We start from the raw sequence: 24216 nt of genomic DNA, 5'->3' as shown, positions 1-24216 counted from the left end.
ATGCACACCCCGTAGGAGCGCGCTCTGCTCGCGAAGCGCTGGCCCGTGCACGGGAACGGTGGGCTGAGGCGGAATGTCGGGTTGCACCCGACCTACAACCGCATTGGCACCGTAGGGCGGGTGAAACCCGCGAATGTGCGCTTCGGCTCAGCCGCCAAGCCGCTGCAAGAGCGCGGCGGCGGTGGGTTCGGAGGAGGCGGGGTTCTGGCCGGTGATGAGGTTGCCGTCGGTGACTACATGGGGTTGCCAGTCGGCGACCTTGGAGTACTGGCCGCCCTGTTCGCGCAGCACGTCTTCCACCAGGAAGGGCACCACGGCGGTGAGGCCGACGGCCTCTTCCTCGCTGTTGGAGAAGCCGGTCACCGCGCAGCCCTGCACCAGCGGGTTGCCGTCGGCGGCGCGGGCGTTGCGCAGCACGCCGGGGGCGTGGCAGACGGCGGCCACCGGTTTGCCGGCGTGGTGCAGGTCTTCGATCAGGCGGATGGAGAAGGGGTCGTCCACCAGGTCCCAGAGCGGGCCGTGGCCGCCGGGGTAGAACAGCGCGTCGTAGTCGGCCGATACCAGCCCGGACAGCGGCAGGGTGTTGGCCAGGGCCTCGCGGGCCTGCTCGTCGGCGCGGAAGCGGTGGGTGGCTTCGGTCTGTGCGTCGGGCTCGTCGCTCTTCGGGTCCAGCGGTGGCTGGCCGCCCCGGGGGGAGGCCAGGATCACGTCGGCGCCGGCATCGCGGAAGGCGAAGTAGGGGGCGGCGAACTCTTCGAGCCAGAAGCCGGTCGGCTTGCCGGTATCGCCCAAGCGGTCGTGCGAGGTCAGCACCATGAGGATTTTCATCGGCAACTCCTTGAGGTTATCGAGGGGTGTGACTGGCGCTCCTCCGGCAAGGTTCCGGTCGCCGGCCGATGAATTCTAGACGTGTCCTGGAACCTGCTCTCAGTCCTGCGGTGGACGCCTGCGCGCGGTGAGCCCCCGGAGGAAGTTGCGCAGGATCTGGTCGCCGCAGGCGCGGTAGTTCTTGTGGTCCTTCTTGCGGAACAGCGCGCCGATTTCCGCCCGGGTCATGGGCAGGTCCGCTTCCTGGAGGATGGCGAGGATGTCGTCCTCGCGCAGCTCGAAGGCCACCCGCAGCTTCTTCAGGATCTGGTTGTTGCTCATCGGCAGTTCCATGGGCAGGGGCGGGCGGCTCTCGTCCTTGCCACGCAGGGTGTACACCAGGCCGTCGAGGAAACCGGCGAGGCGTTTGTCGCTGCAGGAGTGGTAGCCCTCTTCGTCATCACGGACCAGCCAGGAGGCCACTTCCTGGCGGCTGACTTCCTGGTCGGCCAGGCCGATGATTTCCACCACCCGGGCGTCGCTGATATCCAGCAGGTAGCGCAGGCTGCGCAGTACATCGTTGTTGGTCATGGGGTGTTCCGTCGGGAGTGGCGGCCGGCAGGGTGCCGGCAACTAGACTGAGGACGTCGACGCCGAAAGGCGGGAGGTCCATATGAAGGGCGCCATTGTGCTCGCATTCGCGGCGCTGGTCGCGGTCAGTTGTGGCATCCAGGCGCAACAGCCGCCGTTGCTGCGTTCCCCCGGCACGCTGGCACCGGGTTCGCCCGGTACGGCCACGCCACAACCCTATCCCCAGGCCAGCCCACCGAGCCTGCCGGCCGCCGCGCCGCGTTCGGGCAGCCCGCCGCTGCTGGTCAATCCGCCGACCACACGGCAGGCGGACCCGCGCGACGAGCGCATCCCGGCCCTGCAGGAGCAGCTGGATCGCAACAGCAAGGGATTGGGCGGCAGCGAGAAGAAGCCGGCGCCCTAGCGCAACAGTGGCGGCACGCGGGCCTGGAGCAGGTCCACCAGGGCCGGGTCCATGTATGCGTAGTCGTCGGGGATATCCAGGCTGACCACGCGCTTGCCCTTGAGGGCGGCGGGGAAGCGTGCGGCGAGCTTGCGCCGGTGGCTGCTCTCCATCACCAGGATCAGGTCGGCCCAGGCCAGGGCTTCGGGCGTCACCGGGGTTTCCGCCTCGGCCTTGAGGCCGGCCGAGTCGGTTTCGATCCCCGGCCAGCTGGCGAACAGCTGCTCGGCGGTGGGGCTGCGCAGGCGGTTCTGCCCACAGATGAACAGCAGGCGCTGCACCTTCATCGGCCGGTGAGCCCCAGCACCTTGAGCAGGAAGGCGTATTCCAGGGCGACGTCGCGCAGCGCCTGGTAGCGCCCGCTCATGCCGCCGTGGCCGGCGCCGAGGTCGGTCTTCAGCAGCAGCAGGTTGTCGTCGGTGCGGGTGGCGCGCAGCTTGGCCACCCACTTGGCGGCTTCCCAGTACTGCACCCGCGAGTCGTTGTAGCCGGCCACCACCAGCAGCGCCGGGTAGGCCTGGGCGCGCACGTTTTCGTAGGGCGCGTAGCTGCGGATGCGCTCGAACACCTCGGGCTCGTTCGGGTCGCCCCACTCGTCGTACTCGGTGACGGTCAGCGGCAGGTCGGGGTTCTGCATGGTGTTGAGCACGTCGACGAAGGGCACTTCGGCGATGGCGGCGGCGAACAGGTCGGGGCGCTGGTTGAGCACGGCGCCCATGAGCAGGCCACCGGCGCTACCACCGCTGATCACCAGTTGCTCGCGGCTCGTCAGGCCTTCGCCGATCAGGTGTTCGGCGCAGGCGATGAAGTCGCTGAAGCTGTTGGCCTTGTGCTCCAGCTTGCCGGCGCGGTACCAGGCCTCGCCCAGCTCGCCGCCGCCGCGCACATGGGCGATGGCGAAGACGAAGCCGCGCTCCAGCAGGCTCAGGCGGGCGTGGGAGAACCAGGGGTCGAGGCTTTCCCCGTAGGCCCCGTAGCCGTAAAGGTAGAGCGGGGCCGGCTGGCCCAGCACGTCGCGGCGGGCGACCAGGCTGATGGGCACGCGGGTGCCGTCGGCGGCGGTGGCCCAGAGGCGCTGGCTGATGTAGGCGTCGGCGTCGAAGGGGCCTTCCACCGGGGTCTGCTTGAGCACCCGCTGCTCGCCATCGGCCAGGCGCAGCTCGCGGACCTGGGCCGGGCGGGAGAGGGCCTCGTAGCGCAGGCGGATAGCCGGGCTGTGGAACTCCATGCTGTCCTGCACGTAGAGGCTGTAGGCGGCGTCCGGCAGCTGCACGCGGTAGGGCGCGGCGCCACGGGGGTGCACCTGGATGATCGGCAGGCCGCCCTCGCGCAGGCTGAGGGTGAAGGCGTCGGCGTTCATGCCCACGCCTTCGAGCATGCAGTCGGGGTCGTGGGCGATCAGCTCGTGCCAGTGGGCGCGCTCGGGCGTCGCCTCGGGCGCCTTATAGAGGGCGAAGTTGATGCCGGTCTGGTTGCTGCGGATCAGCCAGCACCACTGGCCGTCCACCTGGCCGTGGTCGGCGTAGTACTCGTGGCCTTCCTCGCGCGGGGCCAGGCAGCGGAAGTCGCCGTCGGGGGTGTCGGCGTCCAGCACCCAGCTTTCGCTGGTGGTCTTGCTGCCCAGCATCAGCACCAGTTGGCGCTCGGAGCTGGCGCGGTGGCAGCCGAGGAAGAAGCGGCCGTCGGCCTCCTCGAACACCAGCTCGGCGTCGGCCTCGCCCAGACGGTGGCGGTAGAGGCGGTGCGGGCGATGGGTATCGTCCAGCTCGCCGAAGAACAGGGTGCGGCTGTCGTTGGCCCAGGTCATGCTGCCGTCGCAGTCGTCGAAGGGCAGGGCGCTGATGGCGCCGTCGACCAGGTTCTTGACGTAGAGGCGGTAGATCTCGTCGCCGCTGGTGTCCAGGCTGTAGGCCAGCAGGCGGTGGTCGGGGCTGACGCTGAAGGCGCCGAGGGAAAGGAAGCCGCCCTCGGCCAGGGCGTTCGGGTCGAGCAGCAGTTGCTCGGTCGCCTCGTCCACCTCGAAGCCTGCGGCCGGGCGTGCGCAGCGGTAATGGCGCGGGTATTCGTCGCCGGCGGTGGTGCGCTGGTAATAGAGGTAGGGGCCCCAGGGCGTGGCGAGGGACAGGTCGGTCTCGCGGATGCGCCCGCGGATTTCCTCGAACAGCGCCTCGCGCAGCGGTGCTTCGGCGGCCAGGTGCTGGTCGAGCCAGGCGTTTTCCGCCTTGAGGTAGTCGAGTACCTCGGGTGCGTCGCGCTCCTCCAGCCAGCGGTAGGGATCGGCTCCGGCCTGGATGCGGGCGATGGGGGCTTCGGACATGGCGGTTCTCACGGCTAGGCGTTGCGGGCCGGGCGACGGCGGGGACGCCGGGCTTCGGAAAAGTCGCTATCATAAGCGCCCCTTTGCCCGCCTTGCCATGGAAGCCCATGAACGAACACGACTATCTCCTCGCCTGGGGCGCCTATGGCGTCGCGGCCTTGGGCTGCCTGCTGGTGAGCTTCCGCGCCACCGGCTGGATGTGGCGCTGGCTGCGCGAACCCCTGCGCCTGATAGTCGCCGTGCTGCTGCTGACCCCGACCCCGGTGGACCCCGGCCGCGACCTCTATGCGCCGGCTGTGGCGGTGACCGCGCTGGACATCGTGTTCAAGGTGGGCAACAACGCCTGGAAGGCGGTTTCCGACCTGGCCATGTACGGCATGATCGGCCTGGTGCTGTACCTCATCTTCGTCGCCATCCGCTGGCCCATCGAGCGCGCCATCCGCGCCCGTCGCGCCGAGCGCGAGAAGCCGGCGGTCGCGGGCGAGGAAGAAGAGGAGCCGACCCTGCGCCAATTGATGGAACGTGAATCCACCGGCCGCGTGGACACCCGTCTCGACGACCGTGGCGACCGCCGCCTGCGCATCGAACCGCGTCTCTGACACCAGGCAGCGCGCCGCGCCGGCTACGAGGAATACCCATGGATTGTGTGTTCTGCGCCATCGCCGGCGGCAAGCTGCCGGCCCATCTGCTGCACGAGGATGAGCACTTCCTGGTGCTGCTGGACATCTTCCCCCTGCGCCCGGCCCATGTGCTGGTGGTGGCCCGTGAGCACGCGCCCTTCCTCGCCGACCTCGGCACCCCGGCGCGCCAGCGCCTGGTGGAGCAGGCCCTGCGCGTGGGCGAGGCCCTGCGCGGTGCGGGCTACGGTCGCCAGGGCATCAACCTGCTGATCAACGATGGCCCGGACTCCAACCAGCACGTGCCCCATCTGCACCTGCACCTGATTCCCCGGCAACGGGGTGACCTGGCCGCGCTGCTGTGGCGTATCCTCACCCGCTTCCTGCCCTTCGGCCGTGCCCGCATCCAGGCCCGCCTGGAGCAGGAAGCCGAACAACTGCGACAGGCATTGAAACGAGAGCCCTGAACCATGTGCGAATTGCTCGGCATGAGCGCCAATGTGCCCACCGATATCGTCTTCAGTTTCACCGGCCTGATGCAGCGCGGCGGTGGCACCGGCCCGCACCGTGACGGTTGGGGCATCGGCTTCTACGAGGGCCGTGGGCTGCGCCTGTTCCAGGACCCTTCGGCCAGCGTCGATTCCGAGGTGGCGCGCCTGGTGCAGCGCTACCCGATCAAGAGCGAAACGGTGATCGGCCACATCCGCCAGGCCAACGTCGGCAAGGTCAGCCTGGCCAACACCCATCCCTTCGTCCGCGAGCTGTGGGGCCGCAACTGGTGTTTCGCCCATAACGGCCAGCTCGCCGACTTCCACCCGGCCGCCAGCTTCTACCGGGCGGTGGGCGACACCGACAGCGAGGCCGCCTTCTGCGACCTGCTCAACCGCGTGCGCCAGGGCTTCCCCGAGCCGGTGCCGGTGGAGGTGCTGCTGCCGGTGCTGGTGCAGGCCTGCTCCGAGTACCGCAGCCGGGGCGTGTTCAATTGCCTGCTCAGTGACGGCGACTGGCTGTTCTGCTTCTGCACCACCAAGCTGGCGCAGATCACCCGGCGTGCGCCCTTCGGCCCGGCGCGACTGAAAGACGCGGACCTGACCGTGGACTTCCAGGCCGAGACCACGCCCAATGACGTGGTGACGGTGATCGCCACCGAGCCGCTGACCGACAACGAAACCTGGACGCTCTACCAGCCCGGCGCCTGGAGCCTGTGGCGGCGGGGCGAGTGCCTGGCCTCCGGGCAGACCTGACCAACGAGAGGGGATATCGATGCTGCGAAGCTACCTGCGACTGGCGCTGTTCGCCCTGGGCCTGCTCATCGGCGTGCAGGTGCCCGGGTTCGTCGATGACTACGCCAAGCGCGTCGAGGCCCATCGCCTGGAGGCGGAGACCGGGCTCAAGGGCTTCCGCGAGACCGCCCAGCGCTTCTTCGACGGCGACCTCGCCGCGCTGGTGGCCCATTACCGCGCCAGCAACGACCCGGTGATGCGCAGCGACGCCGACAGCGTGGCCACCCTGGTCAATCGCGACGCCCTGTTGCAGCGCGAGTGGGAGGCCATGCAGGGCGCCTGGTACGCGCGCACCTGGCACGTGGCCACGGGCGCCGACCACGACCTGTTGCTGGAAACCGCCAACGCCTACAGCTACCAGGTGCTGCTGGTGCCCGAGGCGATGGCCTGGGGCATCGTCTGCGCGCTGCTGCTGGCCTGGGTGGTGGAAAGCCTGTTCCTTGGCCTCGCCCTGCTCGCCGGCGGCAACGGCAAGCGGGTGCAGCAGCGCCATTGGCGCTGAGCCCGTGGGTGGTGTCGAGTACGAACCAAGGTCCGCCCTGCGGCTCATAGCCCGAAGCGGTCGGCCTCCTCGCGCAGGGTGCTGGCCAGGGTGAGGAAGCCGTCGTAGAGCAGTTGGTCGTTGCTGGAGGCGTTGCTGACGCTGGCGCGGACGAACTGCGGCACCGTGGCGCGGCCCACGGCGAAGGCTTCGGCGGCGGTGATCAGGTAGTTCTTCAGCTTCAGGTCGGCCTCGATGTCCGAGGCGCGCCAGGCTTCCGGTACTTCGATCCAGAAATGCGGGCTCTGCGGATGGGTGCGGTAGTTCAGCCCGTCCAGCAGCCGTTCCACCAATGCCTTGCGTCGGCCGATCTCGTGGATCTGCTGGCTCAGCAACTTCTCCGCCGTACCGTTCTCGATCCATAGCGTCGACAGCTCCAGCGCCAGGGGCGTGGCCATCCAGCAGGTGGCGCGCAGGGCTGCGGCGATGCGGCTGACCAGTGCCGTCGGTGCATGCAGGTAGCCCACCCGCAGGCCGGCGGCCACCGCCTTGCTCAGGCTGCTGATGAGGATGGTGCGCTCCGGGGCGTAGAGGCTCAGGGGCGGCGGGCGGTCCTCCACCAGCACCGCGTGGGCCTCGTCTTCGATGATCAGCAGGTTGTGCTCGCGGCACAGGCGCGCGATGGCGTCGCGGCGCAGGTGCGAGAGCACGCCGGTGGTGGGGTTCTGGATGGTCGGCGTGCAGTAGAGCGCGGTGACCCGGTTGTTGCGGCAGATCTCGTCGAGGGAGGCGGGGACCAGCCCTTCCTCGTCCATGTCCGCGCCGAGCAGCTTGATGCCGAGCATCCGTGCCAGGGTGATCAGCCCCGGGTAGGTGAGCTGCTCGGTCACCAGGATATCCCCCGCCCGCAACAGGCCCATCAGGGTGCAGAGCAGCCCGTGCTGGCCGCCGTTGACGCACAGCACCTGGTCGGCCTGGGGCTGGAAGTCGCCGTGGGCCAGCCAGTTCGCACCCACCTGGCGGTAGCGCGGCAGGCCGATGTCCGGCGTGTAGCGGGTCAGGTCCTGCAGGGTCTGCGGGTCGTTGGCCAGGTCCAGCAGGCTCTGCGCCAGGAAGGCCGTTTCATGCCCGGGGATGTGCATGTTGCGGCTCATGTCGTAGAGCTCTGGCGCCTCTTCGATGAAGTTGCGGAAGCCCTCGTCGCGCTTGCGCTCCAGCCCCCGGCGGCGGACGAAGGTGCCGTCGCCGACGCGTGCTATCACCAGCCCCATGCGTTCCAGTTCGGCGTAGGCGCGGCTGACGGTGCCGATGGTCACCCCCAGGCGGTCGGCCAGGTTGCGGTGCGGCGGCAGCTTGGCGCCGCCTTCCAGAGTGCCCTCGAGAATCCTGATTTCCATGGCTCCGGCGAGGCGCTTGTACTTCGCGCCCTGGCCGGAATCCAGTGCTGATTTCAGAATTGACACCGTGTCAATAATTGGTTTGACAGCCATTTTTCGTCCTAATAGCCTGATTGAGCTGTGTCAATCAGTGATTGATACCCAGGTTTTAGAGGTCAATTTAGCAGCAAGGATGAATTGCCATCATGCCAATGTCCGCCGTAATTGAAAACACCGGAAAATCGCAAAAGCACTGGTTGGCCGGATTCATCACCAGCCTGCTGTTTCTCGTGGTGTGCCTGAGCTGGGGCACCACCTGGCTGGGCATCAAGATCGCCGTGGAGAGCGTGCCGCCCCTGACTTCCTCGGGCCTGCGCTTCCTCATCGCCTTCCCGCTGTTCATCTGCTTCGCCCTGGTCCGTGGCGACTCGATCCTGTTCCCCCGCGAGCGCCTGGGCTTCTTCGCCTTCGTCACCCTGAGCTACTTCAGCATTCCCTACTACCTGCTCAATTACGGCGAGATGCATGTCTCCTCGGGGCTCACCGCGCTGCTGTTCAGCTGCATGCCGGTGTTCATCCTGATCTTCTCGTCGCTGTTCCTGCGTGAGCGCATCTACCTGTCCCAGGTGGTGGGCATCGGCATCGGTTTCGGCAGCCTGTACATGATCCTGCGCAGCCAGGGCCTGCGCCTGGACCACGCCGAGTTCCTCGGTGTGCTGGCGATCCTCGCCGCCGCAGTGATGCACGCGCTGTGCTACGTGATCACCAAGCAGAAGGGCGAGGGCATCAGCGTCATCACCTACAACACGCTGCCCATCGGTTTGGCCGGGGCGATGCTGTTCCTCGCCGGCCTGGTGGTGGAGCAGCCCGACTTCAGCCAGGTCACCTCGCGCTCCTGGCTGGCGCTTACCTACCTGGGCCTGTGTGCGTCGGTGGGCGGCTTCATCGTCTACTTCTTCCTGCTCAAGCGCCTGAACCCGGTGGTCCTCTCCTTCGTCTTCATCATCTTCCCGGTGTTCGCCGTGGTCATCGGCTCCTGGTACGAGGGGCAGGCCATCTCCCGCGACCTGGCGCTGTACTCGGCGATCCTGCTCGCCGGTTTCGCCATCACCAAGCTGCCCGTGGAAAAACTCCTGACGCGCAAGCCCTGACAACGAGGACCACATGGACGTGATCGATCGCGACACCCTGCAGTCCATCTACCGCCACGCCTGCGAGACCTACCCCGAGGAGTGCTGCGGCTTCGTCTTCGCCGATGGCGAGGTGCACCTGGGCAGCAACATCCAGAACCTGCTCAACCAGCGCAGCCCGGACGTGTTCCGCCGCGACGCCAGCACCGGCTTCACCTTCGCGGTGGCCGACACCCTGCTGCTCAACCGCAGCCTGCGCGGCGACAACCCGGTGCGGGTCATCTACCACTCGCACCCCGACGTCGGCGCCTACTTCAGCCGCGAAGACGAGGACAAGGCGCTGTTCATGGGCGAGCCGATCCACCCCGTCGCCCACCTGGTGGTGGATGTGCGGGCCGGACGGGCCCACGGCGCGAAGCTGTTCGAGTGGAGCGGGGAATCCTTTGTCTGCAGCCGGGAATACCCCGGCACCCCATAACGACCTGCATAAAAGGAGTTGGCTATGAATACGGTGATCTTCCCGGATGTACTGGCACGTGTCGCCAAATTGCCGGAGGCCCGCCTGCAAGGGCAGGGCACCACGGTGCGCGAGCTGGTCGAGGATATCTGCAGCCGCCACGCGGGGCTGCGTGACCACCTGTTCTATGGAAACGACCAGTTCAAGGAGCACTTCCTGCTCAGCGCCAACGGCGAGCTTGTGGACGGCGACAGCAGCCTGGAGGCAGGCGCCGAGCTGGACATCATGCTCGCCACCTCCGGGGGCCTGGACAGCGATGAGCTGAGCAACGACGAGGTGCGCCGCTACGTGCGCCACATCACCCTGCCGGACGTCGGTCGCCAGGGCCAGTTGCGCCTGAAGAAGGCGCGGGTGCTGATCATCGGCACCGGCGGCCTGGGGTCTCCGGTGAGCCTGTACCTCGCCGCCGCCGGCATCGGCACCCTGGGCCTGGTGGATTTCGACCGCGTCGAGGCCAGCAACCTGCAGCGCCAGGTGGTGCATGGCACCAGCACCCTGGGCCTGCCCAAGGTCGAGTCGGCGCGCCGTCGCCTGCTGGACCTCAACCCGGACATCCACATCGATGCCCACGACTGCGCCCTGACTCCGGATAACGCCCTGAAGCTGGTGGGCGACTACGACCTGGTGGTGGACGGTACCGACAACTTCGCCACCCGCTACCTGGTCAACGATGCCTGTGTGCTGCTGGGCCGGCCGCTGGTTTACGGCGCGCTGCACCGCTTCGACGGGCAGATCAGCGTGTTCAACCATCAGGACGGCCCCTGCTACCGCTGCCTGTTTCCCAAGAGCCCGCCGGCGGAGCTGGCACCCAACTGCAGCGCCGGCGGGGTGATCGGCGTGCTGCCCGGCGTGGTCGGGCTGCTCCAGGCCACCGAGGCGGTGAAGCTGGTCCTCGGCATCGGCGAGCCCCTGGTGGGCCGGCTGATGTGCTTCGACGCCCTGGCGATGAAGTTCAACGAAGTGCGCTTCAAGCGCCGCGCCAACTGCCCGTCCTGCTCGCCCGGCCGCACCTGCATGCAGCCGCTGGAAGAGGAGGTTTCGGCCTGTTCTTCCAGCATCCCGGCGGCCAGCACGCTACCGGCGGATTTCCGCATTACCGCGCTGGAGCTGCAGCAGCTCCTGGCCTGTGGCACCGATCTGCAACTGCTGGACGTGCGCGAAACCAACGAGCTGGAGGTGTGCCGCCTGCCCGGCAGCCTCAACCTGCCGCTGGGCGAGTTGGACGCTCGCCTCGACGAGCTGGATCGCCAGCGCCCGCTGTGCATCGTCTGCTACGGCGGCACCCGTGCCGAACGCGCGGCGCTGCTGCTGCTGGCAGCGGGCTTCACCCAGATCCAGGTGCTGCAGGGCGGCATCAAGGCCTGGGCGCGGGATGTCGACACCGACATGCCGCTGTACTGAGGAGGCGCGCGATGATCCACGAATCCCTGCTCCAGGCCATTGGCGAGACGCCCGTGGTGCGCCTGGCCGCCTTCAGCGCCGAGACCGGGCTGGAGGTGTACGCCAAGCTGGAGTCGCTCAACCCCGGTGGCAGCCACAAGGCACGCATCGCCCTGGGCATGGTCCGCGACGCCGAGGCCCGGGGCATCCTCGTGCCCGGCAGCGGGCAGACCATCATCGAACCCAGCGGCGGCAACACCGGCATCGGCCTGGCCATCGCCGGCAACATCCTCGGCTACCGCGTGGTCCTGGTGATCCCCGACAACTACAGCCCCGAGAAACAGAAGGTGCTGCGCCTCTACGGTGCCGAGGTGGTGCTCTCTGACAGCCGCCTTGGCAACAACTCCCATGGCGAGAAAGCCATGGAGCTGCAACTGGAGAACCCCGGTTTCGTGATGCTCAACCAGCAGCGCAATGCCGCCAACCCCGAGACCCACCGGCGCAGCACCGCGCAGGAGATCCTCCGCGACTTCGCCGACCGCCCCCTCGATTGCCTGGTGGCGGGCATCGGCACCGGCGGCCACATCACCGGCCTGGGCGAGATGCTCAAGGCCCGCTGGCCCTCGCTGCGGGTGTTCGGCGTCGAGCCGGAGCAGTGCGACCTGCTCGCCGATCGCCATGCGCCGCACGAGATCCAGGGCCTGTCCATCGGCCTGGTGCCGAGCATCCTCAACCTCGGGGTGCTCGACGGCATGCTCAAGGTAGCCAAGGCGGATTGCCTGGAGCGTGTGCGCCGCACCATGCGTAGCGACGCGGTGAGCCTGGGGCTGTCCTCGGCCGCCAATCTGGTGGCCATCGCCAGCCTGGCCGGCGAGCTGCCGCGCGGCAGCCGGGTACTGACCCTGATCTATGACGGTGTGGACGGCTACCTGCCGCATTTCGAATAACGAGCCTGGGGAGGGCGACAGGATGTGGGGATATCTCGACAGGTTGCGGCTCTATGACGAGCTGCTCGATCAACTGGTGCATGCACTCAAGCCGAACGAGCTGGACCAGCTCATGCCCCACCTGGACGGCATCATGGACGTGGCCGTGCAGCAGGTGGCAGACGACCTTCAGGCCTATGCCCAGCGCGACCCCGCCACGGCCGGGCGCATCGACCTGGTGCTCGGCTCCTATGCCTCCTTCAAGGCGGTGCTGTTCCATCGCCTGGCGCACCAGGTCTGGACCCACGGTGTGGTGGACGGGCACGAGGCCATGGCGCACAAGCTGGCCAGCACCGGCAAGTTGCTGTCCGGCGCCGAGATCCACCCGGCGGCGCGCATCGGCAAGCGTTTCGTGCTCGACCATGGCTTCGGCACCGTGATCGGGCAGACCTGCGAGATCGGCGACGACTGCTACCTGCTCAGTGGCGTCACCCTCGGCGCCTCGGGCATCGCCGACAACCCGGGCGGCAAGCGCCACCCGCGCCTGGGCAATCATGTGGAGGTAGGCGCGGGGGCGCGCATCCTCGGGCCCATCAGCATCGGCGACAACGTGTTCATCAGCCCGGCCTGCGTGATCACCCGCGACGTGCCGGCCAACACCAAGGTCAGCATCGTCAACCAGTTGCAGATGCAGCGCGCGTCGATGTCATCCAACTGCGGCTACCTGGGGGCCTTCGCCCTCAATGAGCGGATGCACCTGGTGGGCGAGCTGCCCGACAGCGGCGAGGTGCTGGTGCTGGACGCCGAGCACCGGCGCTTCGGCTGCATGGCCCTGGAATGCACGGTGCACGAGCGCAACCACCGCCAGTACCGGCTGCGCAGCATCGGCCTGGCCCTGCCGGCGCCCCGTTACCCGCTGCACCTGCGGATCATCGGTCCCGACCACGACATCACCCTGCTCGACCCACCTGGCCTCAGCGCACTCGTGCGCTCGCAGCTGCAACCCTATTTCCTGAGCATCGGAGGCTGAAATGTCCGTATTCGCCATGCACACCCGTGCCCTGTTCGACGAAGCCCCTTACCAGCGCACCTTCACTGCCCGCGTACTCGCGGTGAGTGACCAGGGCGTGGCGCTGGACCAGACGCTGTTCTACCCCACCGGCGGCGGCCAGCCGGGCGACCAGGGCCACCTGCTGTTGCCGGACGGTTCGGTGGTGGCGGTGGTCGGCACCCAGCGCGACCCGCTGCTGCGCTCGATGATCTGGCACCAGTTGGAGGAGGGCGCCGTGCCCGTCACCGCCGGCCTCGAACTGCAGGGCTGCCTGGATTGGGAGCGGCGCTTCCAGCACATGAAGATGCACACCTGCCTGCACCTGCTGTGCTCGATCATCGATGCCCCCGTCACCGGTTGCAGCATCGCAGCCGACAAGGGCCGCCTGGATTTCGACCTGCCGGAATCGACCCTGGACAAGGAACACCTGACCCACGCGCTGAACGAGCTGATCGAGGGCGCGCTGGATGTGCGCACCCACATGCTGCCGGCCAGCGAATACAACACGGTGCTGGAGATGACCCGCACCCAGGCGGTGGCGCCGCCGGTGCTGCAGGGCCTGGTGCGGGTGGTGGACATCCCCGGGGTGGACATCCAGCCCTGTGGCGGCACCCATGTGCGCAACACCCGCGAGATCGGCCGGGTGGTGTGCGACAAGATCGAGAAGAAGAGCCGCCACAACCGCCGCGTGACCCTGCGCTTCGCCTGAGGCTGCAGGGTTGGGCGGCTTGCGTTAGCCGCCGGGGTACAGGCCCTGCTCGCGCAGGCGCTTGTACAGCGTGTTGCGGCTGAGGTTGAGGCGGCGCGCGAGGTCGGAGATGTTGCCGCCGCAGGCCTGCAGCTGGGCGGCGAGGCTGGCATCCGTCGGCTGGGTTGGCGCGGCGCTATGGCTGGGCGGCGGTGTTTCTTCCAGGTCGGCGAAGAAGTCGTCCGGTAGGTGCTCGCGGCGGATGGGCTGTTCTTCCGCCATGGCCAGGGCGATCTGGATCACGCTGCCGGCCTGGCGCAGGTTGCCGGGCCAGGGGTGGGCCATGAAGAGTTCGTGCACATCGTTGCTGAAACCGGCCCATTGGCGCGGCTCGCGGTGCTGCTCCCAGAGGCGGCGGAACAGCTCGCCACGGTCGCTGCGTTCGCGCAGGGGGGGCAGTTCGAGGTTGAGGCCGCTGACGCGGTAGTAGAGGTCCTGGCGGAACAGCCCGGCGTCCACATCCTGGCGCAGCGGGCGGTTGGTGGCCGAGACCAGGCGGATATCCACCGGGTAGGGTTCGCCGCCGCCGAGGGGCTGCACGCTGCGCTCCTGCAGCACCCGCAGCAGCCGGGCCTGGACGTTGAGGGGCATGTCGCCGATCTCGTCGAGGAACAGGGTGCCCTTGTCGGCCTTGCGGATCAGGCCGACGCTGCCCTTCTGGTTGGCGCCGGTGAAGGCACCCTTTTCGTAACCGAACAGTTCCGACTCCACCAGCTCGGCGGGAATGGCCGCGCAGTTCACCGCCACCAGCGTCTTGCCGGCGCGGGAGCTGGCCTGGTGCAGGGCCTTGACGAACACCTCCTTGCCGACGCCGGTTTCGCCCTGGATGAGGATGGGGATGTCCTTTTCCAGCAGCCGTTGTGCCTGCTGCACCACGCGGTCGACACGGGCATCGCCCAGGCTGATGGTGCCGAGGGTCAGCTCGCCGGCCGGCGCTTCGCTCGGGGTCGCGGGGGCGGGGCGGAAGTCGCGGGCCTCGATGCGCGGCTTGCGCGGGCGCAGCAGGCGGCCGTGGAAGCGGTAGCGGCCGGCGGCCCGCAGCGGGAAGGGCAGGTTGTCGGGCTGCGCCAGCAGCTGCGGCAGGCTCAGGTCGAACAGGCTTTCGATGTTCATCCACGACAGGCCGATGCCCAGCAGCGAGTCGGCGCGGCGGTTGGCCGAAACCACCTGGCCGGCCTCGTCGAACACCAGCAGCCCGGCCCATTGGCTGTCGAGGTTGTCCAGGCTGGTGTTGAAGCTGAGCTGGAAGTAGTCGTCCTTGAAGCGCCCGAGGATCAGCCGGTTCTCCACCGACTGGCTCATCATCTTGACCATGCCCAGGGTGTGCGAGGGCGGCAGGTAGCTGTCGCTGGAGACGTCGAGCACGCCGATCATCTGTCGGGTGGCGTCGAAGATCGGCGAGGCGGAGCCGGTCATGAAGCGGTTGGCCTTGAGGAAGTGCTCGTCGCGCTGGATGTGCACGGCCTGGCCGCAGGCCAGCGCGGTGCCGATGGCGTTGGTGCCGGTGGTGCGCTCCTGCCACAGGGCGCCGGCGACGAAGCCGGCGGCCTGGGAAGGCTCGACGAAGCGGCGGTCGCCCCAGGACTGCAGCAGCTGGCCCTGGTTGTCGGCGAGCATGATCAGGCAGTTGGAGTTGGCGAGGATGTTCTCGTAGTAGGGCAGGACCTCCTGGTGGGTGGTCTGCACGAGGAAGTGCCGGCTCTCCAGCAGTGCCGAGACGTCGCCCGCGGCGGCGTCGCCGAAGCTCGGTCGGCTCTGGTGGGTGAGGCCGAAGTCGCGGCAGCGGTTCCACGAGTCGCGGACGATCGCATCGTGGTTCGGCGCCGGTACGGGCGCCTGGGCAGGGGTGGCCATGTGAGCCTCGCAGCGTTCTTGTTGTTATGGGGCATTCGCTCTGCGGCGATCCGAGCAGTGTTGTTCATGGCTGTTCAAAGTCAACGTTCGAAGTGTTCAGTTGTTCACATTCGAATGTTCAATACTGTTCAAGTGAACATTCGTGCAGGGCGCCGAATTTCACTAAAAACCAGCTTAATCAATGGGATAGAGGGTTTTTGGCGCTCCTGGCACGGAAGTCGCCTTGTGGTAGCGCGGCCCAGAGCCGCGAATGGCTGAGAACAACCACAAGGACACGCCATGTCGTTAACGCTGGAGCATGTCTGCCGCGTCGTCGACCATCAGGTCTACATAGACGACGCCTGCCTGAGCTTCGAGCCGGGTTCCTTCAACGTGCTGGTCGGCCGGACCCTGGCCGGCAAGACCTCACTGATGCGCCTGATGGCCGGGCTGGACAAGCCCAGCAGCGGGCGCATCCTGCTCAACGGCGTCGACGTGACCGGGGTGCCGGTGCGCCGCCGCAACGTGTCGATGGTCTACCAGCAGTTCATCAACTACCCCAACCTCACGGTGTTCGAGAACATCGCCTCGCCGCTGCGGCAGAATGGCGTCGGCCGTGAGGAGATCGAGCGCAAGGTGCGCGAGACGGCGCAGATGCTGCGCATCGAGAAGTTCCTGCAGCGCCACCCGCTGGAGCTTTCCGGCGGCCAGCAGCAACGCACGGCCATGGCCCGGGCGATGGTCAAGGACGCCGACCTGGTGCTGTTCGACGAGCCCCTGGTGAACCTCGACTACAAGCTGCGCGAGGAGCTGCGCCAGGAGATGCGCGAGCTGTTCCGCACCCGCCGCAGCATCGCCGTGTACGCCACCACCGAGCCCAACGAGGCGCTGGCCCTGGGCGGCACGGTGACCATCCTCCACGAGGGCCGGGTGATCCAGAGCGGGCCGACCACCGAGGTGTACCAGCGGCCGCAGCAGGTGCTGGCCGCCGAGCTGTTCTCCGAGCCGCCGATCAACCTGGTGGACGGGCGCATCAGCGAAGGCGAGGTGAGCTTCCGTGATTTCGTCCACTTCCCGCTGACCACCGAGCTGCGCGAACTGGGCGAGGGCGCCTACCGCTTCGGCGTGCGCCCCGGCCACATCGGCCTGGTGCCCTCCAACGACGACGACCTGGAGCTGGCGGTGAAGGTGGAGCTGGCCGAGATCAGCGGCTCCGAGACCTTCCTCCATGTGCGCAGCGAGCATTTCGCCCTGGTGCTGCACCTGCAGGGCGTGCACGAGTACGACGTGGATGCGCCGATCCGCATCTACATCCCCACCCACAAACTCTTCGTCTTCGACGCCCAGGACCGCCTGGTCCTGGCGCCGAGCCGTCGTACCTGAGGAGCCGCCCATGGCCGAGATTCGCCTGCAGAGCCTGGCCCACAGCTACGCCAGCCAGCCGAAGGGCCCGGAAGACTACGCCATCCTGGCGATGGACCACGTCTGGGAGCAGGGCGGCGCCTATGCGCTGCTGGGGCCTTCGGGCTGCGGCAAGTCGACCTTGCTGAACATCATTTCCGGGCTGCTCAGCCCGTCCGAAGGGCAGGTGCTGTTCGACACCCGCGAGGTCAACCTGCTGCCGCCGGAGGAGCGCAACATCGCCCAGGTTTTCCAGTTCCCGGTGGTCTACGACACCATGACGGTGTTCGATAACCTGGCCTTCCCCCTGCGCAACCAGGGCCTGCCGGAGTCGCGGGTGCTGAGCAAGGTCAGCGAGATCGCCGAGGTGCTCGACCTGCATCACCTGCTCAAGCGCAAGGCGCGCAACCTGACAGCGGACGAGAAGCAGAAGGTCTCCATGGGCCGCGGGCTGGTGCGCGACGACGTGTCGGCGATCCTCTTCGACGAGCCGCTGACGGTGATCGACCCGCACCTGAAGTGGAAGCTGCGGCGCAAGCTCAAGCAGATCCACGAGCAGTTCAACATCACCATGATCTACGTGACCCATGACCAGCTGGAGGCCTCGACCTTCGCCGACAAGATCGCGGTGATGTACGAGGGGCGTATCGTCCAGTTCGGCACCCCGCGCGAGCTGTTCGAGCGGCCGCTGCACACCTTCGTCGGCTTCTTCATCGGCAGCCCGGGGATGAACCTGATCGAGGTGCGCCCGGAGGGGGATGCGCTGGTATTCGGCAACACCCGCGTGCCCCTGGCCCCGGCCATGGCGGCGCACCTGGCCAAGGGCGGCTGGAGCAGCCTGAAGCTGGGCATCCGTCCGGAGTTCGTGCACGTCAGCGACGAGCCTTTCGTCGATGCCCTGGCCGGCGAGGTGACCCACGTCGAGGACCTAGGCACCTACAAGATCCTCACCCTGAACCTGGACGGGCAACGCCTCAAGGCGCGCCTGCAGGAAGACGAGACGGTGCCACGGGGCACGGCGTGGATCGGCTTCCCCTCGCAGTGGTTGATGCTCTACGCCGATGACCTGCTGGTGGAGGTGGCGCCATGACCGACAAGTTGATCAACAACAAGGCCTGGTGGCTGGTGCTGCCGGTGTTCCTGCTGGTGGCCTTCAGCGCCATCCTGCCGATGATGACGGTGGTGAACTATTCGGTGCAGGACATCTTCGATGCCTCCACCCGCACCTTCGTCGGTGTCGATTGGTACAAGCAGGTGCTGCAGGACCCGCGCCTGCACGACTCGCTGCTGCGCCAGTTCATCTTCTCCGCCTGCGTGCTGCTGATCGAGATCCCGCTGGGCATCGGCATCGCCCTGTGCATGCCGACAAAAGGGCGCTGGGCCTCGGCGAGCCTGATCGTCATGGCGATCCCGCTGCTGATCCCATGGAACGTGATCGGCACCATCTGGCAGATATTCGGCCGCGCCGATATCGGCCTGCTGGGCTGGACCCTGAGCAAGCTGGGCATCAGCTACAACTACGCCTCCAACACCATGGACGCCTGGGTGACGGTGCTGGTGATGGACGTGTGGCACTGGACCTCGCTGGTGGCGTTGCTGTGCTACTCGGGCCTGCGTGCCATCCCCAATGCCTACTACCAGGCGGCGCGCATCGACCGCGCCTCGGGCTGGGCGGTGTTCCGCCACATCCAGTTGCCGAAGATGAAGAGTGTGCTGCTGATTGCCGTGATGCTGCGCTTCATGGACAGCTTCATGATCTACACCGAGCCCTTCGTGCTCACCGGCGGCGGGCCGGGCAACGCCACCACCTTCCTCAGCCAGACGCTGACCAAGATGGCGGTGGGGCAGTTCGACCTGGGGCCGGCGGCGGCGTTCTCGCTGGTGTACTTCCTCATCATCCTGCTGGTGTCCTGGCTGTTCTACACGGCCATGACCCATAACGACTCGAAGAGCTGAGGCCGCCCATGACACCACGCAAAACCCTGGTGCTGCTCGCCTACATCCTGTTCCTGCTGGTGCCCATCTACTGGTTGCTGAACATGTCGTTCAAGAGCAACACCGAGATACTCGGCGGCCTGACGCTCTGGCCCCACGAGTTCACCCTGCGCAACTACCAGGTGATCTTCACCGACCCGAGCTGGTACGAGGGCTACCTCAACTCGCTCTACTACGTGTGCCTGAACACGGTGATCTCCCTGGCGGTGGCGCTGCCGGCGGCCTACGCCTTCTCGCGCTACCGCTTCCTGGGGGACAAGCACCTGTTCTTCTGGCTGCTGACCAACCGCATGGCGCCGCCGGCGGTGTTCCTGCTGCCGTTCTTCCAGCTGTATTCGTCCATCGGCCTGTTCGATACCCATATCGCCGTGGCCCTGGCCCATTGCCTGTTCAACGTGCCGCTGGCGGTGTGGATCCTCGAGGGCTTCATGTCGGGGGTGCCGAAGGAGATCGACGAGACGGCCTATATCGACGGTTACAGCTTCCCGCGCTTCTTCGCCAAGATCTTCATCCCGCTGATCGGCTCGGGCATCGGTGTGACGGCGTTCTTCTGCTTCATGTTCTCCTGGGTCGAGCTGCTGCTGGCGCGCACCCTGACCTCGGTGGACGCCAAGCCGATCGTGGCGGTGATGACCCGCACCGTGTCCGCTTCGGGCATCGACTGGGGCGTGCTGGCGGCGGCAGGGGTGTTGACCATCCTGCCGGGCGTGCTGGTGATCTGGTTCGTGCGCAACCACGTGGCCAAGGGCTTTGCCCTTGGCCGGGTATGAGGTGACTTATGGAATGGATGGCCTGGACTCTGCCCACCGCGGTGTTCTTCGGCAGCATCGGCCTGGTGCTGCTGCTGATGGGCATCTGGGAACTGCGTTCGCCCTGCGTCGAGCGCAAGGGCTTCTTGCCGATCGTTACCACCCGTGGCGACCGGTTGTTCATCGGGCTTCTCGGGAGCGCCTACCTGCACCTGCTGGTGATAGGCGCGACCAGTTGGAACCTGTGGGTAGCCTCGGCGCTATCCGTCGTGTGGTTGTTGGTCGTGATGCGCTTCGGCTAGTTGCGACCGTTCAAAATCCCCAAGGAGGTGTCTATGTTCGAAAACAATTACAAGACCCGACATAGCATGGCGATAGCGGCCCTGCTGGCGTTGTCCGGATTGAGTGGCGCGGCCTGGGCCGATGCCTACGAGGATGCGGCGAAGAAGTGGATCGACGCGGAGTTCCAGCCCTCGACCCTGAGCAAGGAACAGCAGCTCGCCGAGCTGAAGTGGTTCATCAAGGCCGCCGAGCCGTTCCGTGGCATGGAGATCAACGTCGCCTCGGAAACCATCGCCACCCACGAGTACGAGGCCAAGGTGCTGGCCAAGGCCTTCAGCGAGATCACAGGCATCAAGCTCAAGCACGACCTGATGCAGGAAGGCGACGTGGTGGAGAAGCTGCAGACGCAGATGCAGTCGGGCAAGAACATCTATGACGGCTGGGTCAACGACTCGGACCTGATCGGCACCCACTTCCGCTACGGCAAGGCCGTGTCGATCACCGACATGATGGCCAACGAAGGCAAGGACGTGACCTCGCCGACCCTGGACCTCAACGACTTCATCGGCATTTCCTTTACCACCGGCCCGGACAAGAAGATCTACCAGCTGCCCGACCAGCAGTTCGCCAACCTCTACTGGTTCCGCGCCGACTGGTTCGAGAAGCCCGAGCTGAAGGCCAAGTTCAAGGAAATCTACGGCTATGAGCTGGGCGTGCCGGTGAACTGGTCCGCCTACGAGGACATCGCCGAGTTCTTCAGCAAGCACGTGAAGGAAATCGACGGTAAGCGCGTCTATGGCCACATGGACTACGGCAAGAAGGACCCGTCCCTCGGCTGGCGCTTCACCGACGCCTGGTTCTCCATGGCCGGCGGCGGCGACAAGGGCCTGCCCAACGGCCTGCCGGTGGACGAGTGGGGCATTCGCGTCGACGGCTGCCGCCCGGTGGGTTCCAGCGTCACCCGCGGTGGCGACACCAACGGCCCGGCAGCGGTCTACGCGACCCAGAAGTACGTCGACTGGCTGCACCAGTACGCGCCGCCGGAAGCCCAGGGCATGACCTTCTCCGAGGCCGGCCCGGTGCCTGCGCAGGGCAATATCGCCCAGCAGATCTTCTGGTACACCGCCTTCACCGCCGACATGACCAAGCCCGGCCTGCCGGTGGTCAACGCCGACGGCACGCCGAAGTGGCGCATGGCGCCGTCGCCCAAGGGCCCGTACTGGGAAGAGGGCATGAAGCTGGGCTACCAGGACACCGGTTCCTGGACCTTCCTCAAGTCCACACCCGAGAAGCAGCGCCTGGCGGCCTGGCTTTACGCGCAGTTCGTCACCGCCAAGACGGTTTCGCTGAAGAAGACCCTGGTGGGGCTGACGCCGATCCGCGAATCGGACATCAACTCCCAGGCGATGACCGAGGCGGCACCGAAACTCGGCGGGCTGGTTGAGTTCTACCGCAGCCCGGCGCGCCTGCAGTGGTCGCCCACCGGCACCAACGTTCCGGACTATCCGCGCCTGGCGCAGCTGTGGTGGCAGTTCATCGCCGAGGCCGCCAGCGGCGAGAAGACTCCGCAGGAAGCCCTGGATGGCCTGGCCAAGGCGCAGGACACCATGATGGCGCGCATCGAGCGCTCCGGTGTGCAGGGCGAGTGCGGGCCGAAGCTCAACGAGGAGCGGGACGCCCAGTACTGGTTCGACCAGCCGGGCGCACCGAAGCCGAAGCTGGCCAACGAGAAGCCGAAGGGCGAAACCGTGAACTACGAGGAGCTGGTGAAGTCCTGGCAGAAGAAATGACGCTGGACGGCAGGCCCCGGATGCCCGGGGCCTGTTCGCTGAAACAAAAAACGGCACCCTCGGGTGCCGTTTCTCATGGTGCCGCCGCTGCTCAGTCGTGCAGGGTTTCCGCCGCGTGGAGGGTGTTCTCCAGCAGGCAGGCGCGGGTCATGGGGCCGACGCCGCCCGGGACCGGGGTGATCCAGCTGGCGCGTTGCAGGGCCGGCTCGTATTCCACGTCGCCCACCAGCTTGCCGTCTTCCTGGCGGTTGATGCCGACGTCGATGACGATGGCGCCTTCCTTGATCCACTCGCCCTTGACCAGGCCCGGCTTGCCGGCGGCGACCACCACCAGGTCGGCGCGGCCGACGTGGCCGGCCAGGTCCTTGGTGAAGCGGTGGGTGACGGTGACGGTGCAGCCGGCCAGCAGAAGCTCCAGGGCCATGGGGCGGCCGACGATGTTGGAGGCGCCGACGACGACCGCGTCCATGCCGTAGAGATCGGCCCCGGTGCTTTCCAGCAGGGTCATGATCCCCTTCGGCGTGCAGGGGCGCAGCAGCGGCATGCGCTGGGCCAGGCGGCCGATGTTGTAGGGGTGGAAGCCGTCCACGTCCTTGTCCGGGCTGATGCGTTCGAGCAGCAAGGACGCGTCCAGGTGCGCCGGCAGCGGCAGTTGCACGAGGATGCCGTCGATGGTCGGGTCGACGTTGAGGCGGTCGATCAGCGCCAGCAGGTCTTCCTGGCGGGTGCTGGCCGGGAGGTCGTGGGCCTCGGAGATGAAGCCGACTTCCTCGCAGTCCTTGCGCTTGTGCGCGACATAGACCTGAGAGGCCGGATCGCTGCCAACCAGGATGACGGCCAGGCCGGGAATGCGCAGGCCTTGCTGGCGACGCTCGTCGACGCGCTTGGCTATCTGTTGGCGGAGGCGGGCGGCGATCGTTTTGCCGTCGATCAGTTGTGCGGTCATGTCGCGTGATTAACCATCGGAAGGGGCTAAAAAGGGCGCATATTCTCGCATGGCGTGGCTTTTGGGCAAAGGCGGCTGGTCAGCATTTTCCCGTAACCCCTTTATCTTTCTAAATTTTTTTAAAAATCCTGTTGACGAGGTAGGGGGGGCTCTATAACATGCGCCCCGCTTGTCGAGCACAGCAACTAGCTGGGTAAGACGGCAAACGTAGAAGTCTACAGGCTTCTGCTGAAGCCGAAGCTTTTAGTAATCTGTTTAGCAGATGAATAAGCGCCCGTAGCTCAGCTGGATAGAGCATCCGCCTTCTAAGCGGATGGTCGCAGGTTCGAGTCCTGCCGGGCGTGCCAATTTGGCAAGTTTGGCTCAAGCAAAACGTAATATGGTGGGCGTAGCTCAGTTGGTAGAGCACAGGATTGTGGCTCCTGGTGTCGTGGGTTCGATTCCCATCGTCCACCCCATATTCGAGAAAGCGCCAGGCCTAGTGCCTGGCGTTTTCGTTTCGAGCGTTGCAAGCGGACGTGGTGGAATTGGTAGACACACCAGATTTAGGTTCTGGCGCCGCAAGGTGTGAGAGTTCGAGTCTCTCCGTCCGCACCAAGTAATACGCGTAGCCAAGTAGCGTGGGGCAAGCCTCGCGGGAATCTGGAAGCGACAAAGAAAAGGCAGCTCCTTCGGGGCTGCCTTTTTTCGTTTCTGCGGGCATGAAGTGGGCGGGTTTGTGTGATGTGCGCCATTGGCGTACCTTTGCGTGATGATCTTCCTCGAGACACCCCTCTTCACCCGGCGTCTTCGCGAGTTGCTCGACGATGACAGTTATGCGGCCTTCCAGCGGTTGCTGGCCGAGCGGCCGGAAATGGGGGATGTGATCGAGGGCACGGGTGGCATCCGCAAGGTGCGGGTGGCCAGTGGCGGTCATGGCAAGCGCGGCGGGTCGAGGGTCATCTATTACCATTTCTCGTCCGCCTCGCAGATCGCCTTGCTGCTGATCTACCCCAAGAACGAGAAGGATGACCTGACCACGGATGAGCGCAAGGCGCTCAGGCAGATCATCGAGCGCTGGAGGTGACCATGAGCCAATTCTTCGACGACCTGATGGAAAGCGTCCAGCAGATGGACGAGATACGCCGTGGCGAGCGCAAGCCTTCGCGTGAGTTCACCGTGGATGCGCTGCAGGTGAAGGCGATCCGCAAGGCAGCGGGCCTGACACAGGCTAGGTTCGCCGCGATGATCGATGTTCAGCTGGGTACCCTGCGCAATTGGGAGCAGGGGCGACGTGAGCCCACCGGCCCCGCCAAGGCGCTGCTGCGCGCCATCCACAATGACCCCGTGCACGTTATCCAGGCCCTTGGGGGTTAGCGCTCGGTCGATGCGCGGCTCAAAGGCAGCTCTTTCAGGGCTGCCTTTTTTCGTTTCAGGACGCCTGTTGTGCGCCAACCCGCCGCAGTGTCGTTCTCCGAGGGCTGTGCTCTACTCGAATCTCGCCGCCCGCCCGGCCACAGGCATCGGGCAGGGATGCTGGCCGGGTAGGGCGGTCTGTTCATTTCGGATTTCTTT

At 66.5% G+C, this 24216-nt stretch carries 24 protein-coding genes, 3 tRNA genes and 1 pseudogene; 21 read left to right on the top strand and 7 right to left on the bottom strand.

Annotation, left to right across the window (positions count from 1 at the left end):
* Positions 1–147: 147 nt before the first annotated feature.
* Positions 148–828, bottom strand: a complete 681-nt coding sequence (locus RTW82_RS26625) for a type 1 glutamine amidotransferase domain-containing protein (RefSeq protein WP_316926964.1) — start codon at positions 826–828, stop codon at positions 148–150.
* 99 nt (positions 829–927) lie between these two features.
* The gene (locus tag RTW82_RS26620) at positions 928–1398 is read right to left on the bottom strand and encodes a DUF1456 family protein (protein WP_021220475.1); all 471 of its coding nucleotides are present in this window, start codon (positions 1396–1398) and stop codon (positions 928–930) included.
* A gap of 82 nt (positions 1399–1480) precedes the next feature.
* Between RTW82_RS26620 and RTW82_RS26615 the strand changes: the two genes are divergently transcribed.
* Positions 1481–1801, top strand: a complete 321-nt coding sequence (locus RTW82_RS26615; RefSeq protein ID WP_316926963.1) for a hypothetical protein — start codon at positions 1481–1483, stop codon at positions 1799–1801.
* On the opposite strand, the gene RTW82_RS26610 is transcribed toward RTW82_RS26615, so the two are convergent.
* Together RTW82_RS26610 and RTW82_RS26605 are read right to left on the bottom strand one after the other, a co-directional pair.
* On the bottom strand, positions 1798–2121 hold the full coding sequence (locus tag RTW82_RS26610; RefSeq protein WP_316926973.1) for a low molecular weight protein tyrosine phosphatase family protein: 324 nt from the start codon (positions 2119–2121) through the stop codon (positions 1798–1800). The two genes, RTW82_RS26615 and RTW82_RS26610, sit on opposite strands and share 4 nt — an antisense overlap.
* Before the next feature lie 2 nt (positions 2122–2123).
* Positions 2124–4157: a S9 family peptidase gene (locus RTW82_RS26605; RefSeq protein ID WP_316926962.1), complete on the bottom strand. Its 2034-nt coding sequence runs from the start codon at positions 4155–4157 to the stop codon at positions 2124–2126.
* A 107-nt stretch (positions 4158–4264) separates the two neighbouring features.
* Between RTW82_RS26605 and RTW82_RS26600 the strand changes: the two genes are divergently transcribed.
* The 4 genes from RTW82_RS26600 to RTW82_RS26585 are packed head-to-tail and all read left to right on the top strand — an operon-like array spanning position 4265 to position 6559.
* A complete protein-coding gene (locus RTW82_RS26600; protein ID WP_316926961.1) occupies positions 4265–4756 on the top strand; it encodes an MFS transporter in 492 nt (163 codons plus the stop codon).
* A gap of 38 nt (positions 4757–4794) precedes the next feature.
* Positions 4795–5241 (top strand): HIT family protein, encoded by a 447-nt coding sequence (locus RTW82_RS26595; protein WP_316926960.1) that lies wholly within the window; start codon positions 4795–4797, stop codon positions 5239–5241.
* A gap of 3 nt (positions 5242–5244) precedes the next feature.
* Positions 5245–6018, top strand: a complete 774-nt coding sequence (locus RTW82_RS26590; protein ID WP_316926959.1) for a class II glutamine amidotransferase — start codon at positions 5245–5247, stop codon at positions 6016–6018.
* Positions 6019–6037: 19 nt separating this feature from the next.
* Positions 6038–6559, top strand: coding sequence for a DUF2937 family protein (locus RTW82_RS26585; RefSeq protein ID WP_043246108.1), 522 nt, complete (start codon positions 6038–6040; stop codon positions 6557–6559).
* Positions 6560–6603: 44 nt separating this feature from the next.
* On the opposite strand, the gene RTW82_RS26580 is transcribed toward RTW82_RS26585, so the two are convergent.
* On the bottom strand, positions 6604–8028 hold the full coding sequence (locus tag RTW82_RS26580) for a PLP-dependent aminotransferase family protein (RefSeq protein WP_316926958.1): 1425 nt from the start codon (positions 8026–8028) through the stop codon (positions 6604–6606).
* A gap of 98 nt (positions 8029–8126) precedes the next feature.
* On the opposite strand from RTW82_RS26580, the gene RTW82_RS26575 reads away from it, so the two are divergent.
* From RTW82_RS26575 to RTW82_RS26555, 5 genes and pseudogenes are all read left to right on the top strand, one after another.
* Entirely contained in the window at positions 8127–9065 is a 939-nt protein-coding gene (locus RTW82_RS26575) for a DMT family transporter (protein ID WP_410478856.1), read from the top strand.
* A 13-nt stretch (positions 9066–9078) separates the two neighbouring features.
* Positions 9079–10962: pseudogene (moeB, locus tag RTW82_RS26570) on the top strand (molybdopterin-synthase adenylyltransferase MoeB).
* 11 nt (positions 10963–10973) lie between these two features.
* Positions 10974–11888, top strand: a complete 915-nt coding sequence (locus RTW82_RS26565; protein ID WP_043246101.1) for a PLP-dependent cysteine synthase family protein — start codon at positions 10974–10976, stop codon at positions 11886–11888.
* A 22-nt stretch (positions 11889–11910) separates the two neighbouring features.
* On the top strand, positions 11911–12897 hold the full coding sequence (locus RTW82_RS26560) for a serine O-acetyltransferase (RefSeq protein WP_316926956.1): 987 nt from the start codon (positions 11911–11913) through the stop codon (positions 12895–12897).
* A gap of 1 nt (position 12898) precedes the next feature.
* Positions 12899–13627 (top strand): alanyl-tRNA editing protein, encoded by a 729-nt coding sequence (locus tag RTW82_RS26555; RefSeq protein WP_021220489.1) that lies wholly within the window; start codon positions 12899–12901, stop codon positions 13625–13627.
* A gap of 24 nt (positions 13628–13651) precedes the next feature.
* Here the strand turns inward: RTW82_RS26555 and RTW82_RS26550 are convergent, their stop codons facing one another.
* Positions 13652–15520 carry a sigma-54-dependent Fis family transcriptional regulator gene (locus RTW82_RS26550; protein ID WP_316926955.1) on the bottom strand — a complete coding sequence of 623 codons (1869 nt, stop codon included), beginning with the start codon at positions 15518–15520 and terminating at the stop codon, positions 13652–13654.
* A gap of 279 nt (positions 15521–15799) precedes the next feature.
* On the opposite strand from RTW82_RS26550, the gene RTW82_RS26545 reads away from it, so the two are divergent.
* From RTW82_RS26545 to RTW82_RS26520, 6 genes are read left to right on the top strand one after another with little or no spacing between them, the layout of a single operon-like run.
* The gene (locus tag RTW82_RS26545) at positions 15800–16882 is read left to right on the top strand and encodes an ABC transporter ATP-binding protein (protein ID WP_021220491.1); all 1083 of its coding nucleotides are present in this window, start codon (positions 15800–15802) and stop codon (positions 16880–16882) included.
* A gap of 10 nt (positions 16883–16892) precedes the next feature.
* Positions 16893–17990: an ABC transporter ATP-binding protein gene (locus RTW82_RS26540; RefSeq protein ID WP_021220492.1), complete on the top strand. Its 1098-nt coding sequence runs from the start codon at positions 16893–16895 to the stop codon at positions 17988–17990.
* Positions 17987–18856, top strand: a complete 870-nt coding sequence (locus RTW82_RS26535; RefSeq protein WP_316926954.1) for a sugar ABC transporter permease — start codon at positions 17987–17989, stop codon at positions 18854–18856. Before RTW82_RS26540 ends, RTW82_RS26535 begins: the two co-directional genes overlap by 4 nt.
* An 8-nt stretch (positions 18857–18864) precedes the next feature.
* Entirely contained in the window at positions 18865–19665 is an 801-nt protein-coding gene (locus RTW82_RS26530) for a carbohydrate ABC transporter permease (RefSeq protein WP_043243335.1), read from the top strand.
* 8 nt (positions 19666–19673) lie between these two features.
* A complete protein-coding gene (locus tag RTW82_RS26525; RefSeq protein WP_021220495.1) occupies positions 19674–19946 on the top strand; it encodes a DUF2160 domain-containing protein in 273 nt (90 codons plus the stop codon).
* Between the two features lie 33 nt (positions 19947–19979).
* Complete coding sequence (locus tag RTW82_RS26520; RefSeq protein ID WP_021220496.1) at positions 19980–21716, top strand: extracellular solute-binding protein; 1737 nt, start codon at positions 19980–19982, stop codon at positions 21714–21716.
* Between the two features lie 91 nt (positions 21717–21807).
* On the opposite strand, the gene folD is transcribed toward RTW82_RS26520, so the two are convergent.
* A complete protein-coding gene (gene folD, locus RTW82_RS26515) occupies positions 21808–22662 on the bottom strand; it encodes a bifunctional methylenetetrahydrofolate dehydrogenase/methenyltetrahydrofolate cyclohydrolase FolD (protein ID WP_184488001.1) in 855 nt (284 codons plus the stop codon).
* Between the two features lie 270 nt (positions 22663–22932).
* On the opposite strand from folD, the gene RTW82_RS26510 reads away from it, so the two are divergent.
* The 5 genes from RTW82_RS26510 to nadS all read left to right on the top strand — a co-directional run bounded on the left by RTW82_RS26510 (position 22933) and on the right by nadS (position 24018).
* Positions 22933–23009: transfer RNA gene (locus RTW82_RS26510), tRNA-Arg, on the top strand.
* 35 nt (positions 23010–23044) lie between these two features.
* Positions 23045–23120, top strand: a tRNA-His gene (locus RTW82_RS26505).
* A gap of 54 nt (positions 23121–23174) precedes the next feature.
* A tRNA-Leu gene (locus RTW82_RS26500) sits at positions 23175–23259 on the top strand.
* A 154-nt stretch (positions 23260–23413) separates the two neighbouring features.
* Complete coding sequence (locus tag RTW82_RS26495) at positions 23414–23728, top strand: type II toxin-antitoxin system RelE/ParE family toxin (protein ID WP_316926972.1); 315 nt, start codon at positions 23414–23416, stop codon at positions 23726–23728.
* Positions 23729–23730: 2 nt separating this feature from the next.
* Entirely contained in the window at positions 23731–24018 is a 288-nt protein-coding gene (gene nadS, locus RTW82_RS26490) for a NadS family protein (RefSeq protein ID WP_316926953.1), read from the top strand.
* Positions 24019–24216 lie beyond the last annotated feature (198 nt).

The organism is Pseudomonas sp. zfem005, assembly GCF_032621735.1.
In the GTDB taxonomy this organism is placed as follows: Bacteria; Pseudomonadota; Gammaproteobacteria; order Pseudomonadales; family Pseudomonadaceae; genus Metapseudomonas; species Metapseudomonas solani.
The sequence above is the reverse complement of the archived record's forward strand: the minus strand, read 5'-3'. Positions and strand labels throughout refer to the sequence as shown.

Excerpts from the sequence above, each read along its gene's own strand:
- RTW82_RS26565 (WP_043246101.1), top strand. The coding sequence starts at position 10,974 with ATGATCCACGAATCCCTGCTCCAGGCCATTGGCGAGACGCCCGTGGTG.
- RTW82_RS26615 (WP_316926963.1), top strand. The coding sequence starts at position 1,481 with ATGAAGGGCGCCATTGTGCTCGCATTCGCGGCGCTGGTCGCGGTCAGT.
- RTW82_RS26580 (WP_316926958.1), bottom strand. The coding sequence starts at position 8,028 with ATGGCTGTCAAACCAATTATTGACACGGTGTCAATTCTGAAATCAGCA.
- RTW82_RS26555 (WP_021220489.1), top strand. The coding sequence starts at position 12,899 with ATGTCCGTATTCGCCATGCACACCCGTGCCCTGTTCGACGAAGCCCCT.
- RTW82_RS26590 (WP_316926959.1), top strand. The coding sequence starts at position 5,245 with ATGTGCGAATTGCTCGGCATGAGCGCCAATGTGCCCACCGATATCGTC.
- RTW82_RS26525 (WP_021220495.1), top strand. The coding sequence starts at position 19,674 with ATGGAATGGATGGCCTGGACTCTGCCCACCGCGGTGTTCTTCGGCAGC.
- RTW82_RS26605 (WP_316926962.1), bottom strand. The coding sequence starts at position 4,157 with ATGTCCGAAGCCCCCATCGCCCGCATCCAGGCCGGAGCCGATCCCTAC.
- RTW82_RS26545 (WP_021220491.1), top strand. The coding sequence starts at position 15,800 with ATGTCGTTAACGCTGGAGCATGTCTGCCGCGTCGTCGACCATCAGGTC.
- RTW82_RS26585 (WP_043246108.1), top strand. The coding sequence starts at position 6,038 with ATGCTGCGAAGCTACCTGCGACTGGCGCTGTTCGCCCTGGGCCTGCTC.
- RTW82_RS26535 (WP_316926954.1), top strand. The coding sequence starts at position 17,987 with ATGACCGACAAGTTGATCAACAACAAGGCCTGGTGGCTGGTGCTGCCG.
- RTW82_RS26595 (WP_316926960.1), top strand. The coding sequence starts at position 4,795 with ATGGATTGTGTGTTCTGCGCCATCGCCGGCGGCAAGCTGCCGGCCCAT.
- RTW82_RS26575 (WP_410478856.1), top strand. The coding sequence starts at position 8,127 with ATGTCCGCCGTAATTGAAAACACCGGAAAATCGCAAAAGCACTGGTTG.
- nadS (WP_316926953.1), top strand. The coding sequence starts at position 23,731 with ATGAGCCAATTCTTCGACGACCTGATGGAAAGCGTCCAGCAGATGGAC.
- RTW82_RS26550 (WP_316926955.1), bottom strand. The coding sequence starts at position 15,520 with ATGGCCACCCCTGCCCAGGCGCCCGTACCGGCGCCGAACCACGATGCG.
- RTW82_RS26620 (WP_021220475.1), bottom strand. The coding sequence starts at position 1,398 with ATGACCAACAACGATGTACTGCGCAGCCTGCGCTACCTGCTGGATATC.
- RTW82_RS26495 (WP_316926972.1), top strand. The coding sequence starts at position 23,414 with ATGATCTTCCTCGAGACACCCCTCTTCACCCGGCGTCTTCGCGAGTTG.
- RTW82_RS26520 (WP_021220496.1), top strand. The coding sequence starts at position 19,980 with ATGTTCGAAAACAATTACAAGACCCGACATAGCATGGCGATAGCGGCC.
- RTW82_RS26530 (WP_043243335.1), top strand. The coding sequence starts at position 18,865 with ATGACACCACGCAAAACCCTGGTGCTGCTCGCCTACATCCTGTTCCTG.
- RTW82_RS26625 (WP_316926964.1), bottom strand. The coding sequence starts at position 828 with ATGAAAATCCTCATGGTGCTGACCTCGCACGACCGCTTGGGCGATACC.
- RTW82_RS26600 (WP_316926961.1), top strand. The coding sequence starts at position 4,265 with ATGAACGAACACGACTATCTCCTCGCCTGGGGCGCCTATGGCGTCGCG.
- RTW82_RS26540 (WP_021220492.1), top strand. The coding sequence starts at position 16,893 with ATGGCCGAGATTCGCCTGCAGAGCCTGGCCCACAGCTACGCCAGCCAG.
- folD (WP_184488001.1), bottom strand. The coding sequence starts at position 22,662 with ATGACCGCACAACTGATCGACGGCAAAACGATCGCCGCCCGCCTCCGC.
- RTW82_RS26560 (WP_316926956.1), top strand. The coding sequence starts at position 11,911 with ATGTGGGGATATCTCGACAGGTTGCGGCTCTATGACGAGCTGCTCGAT.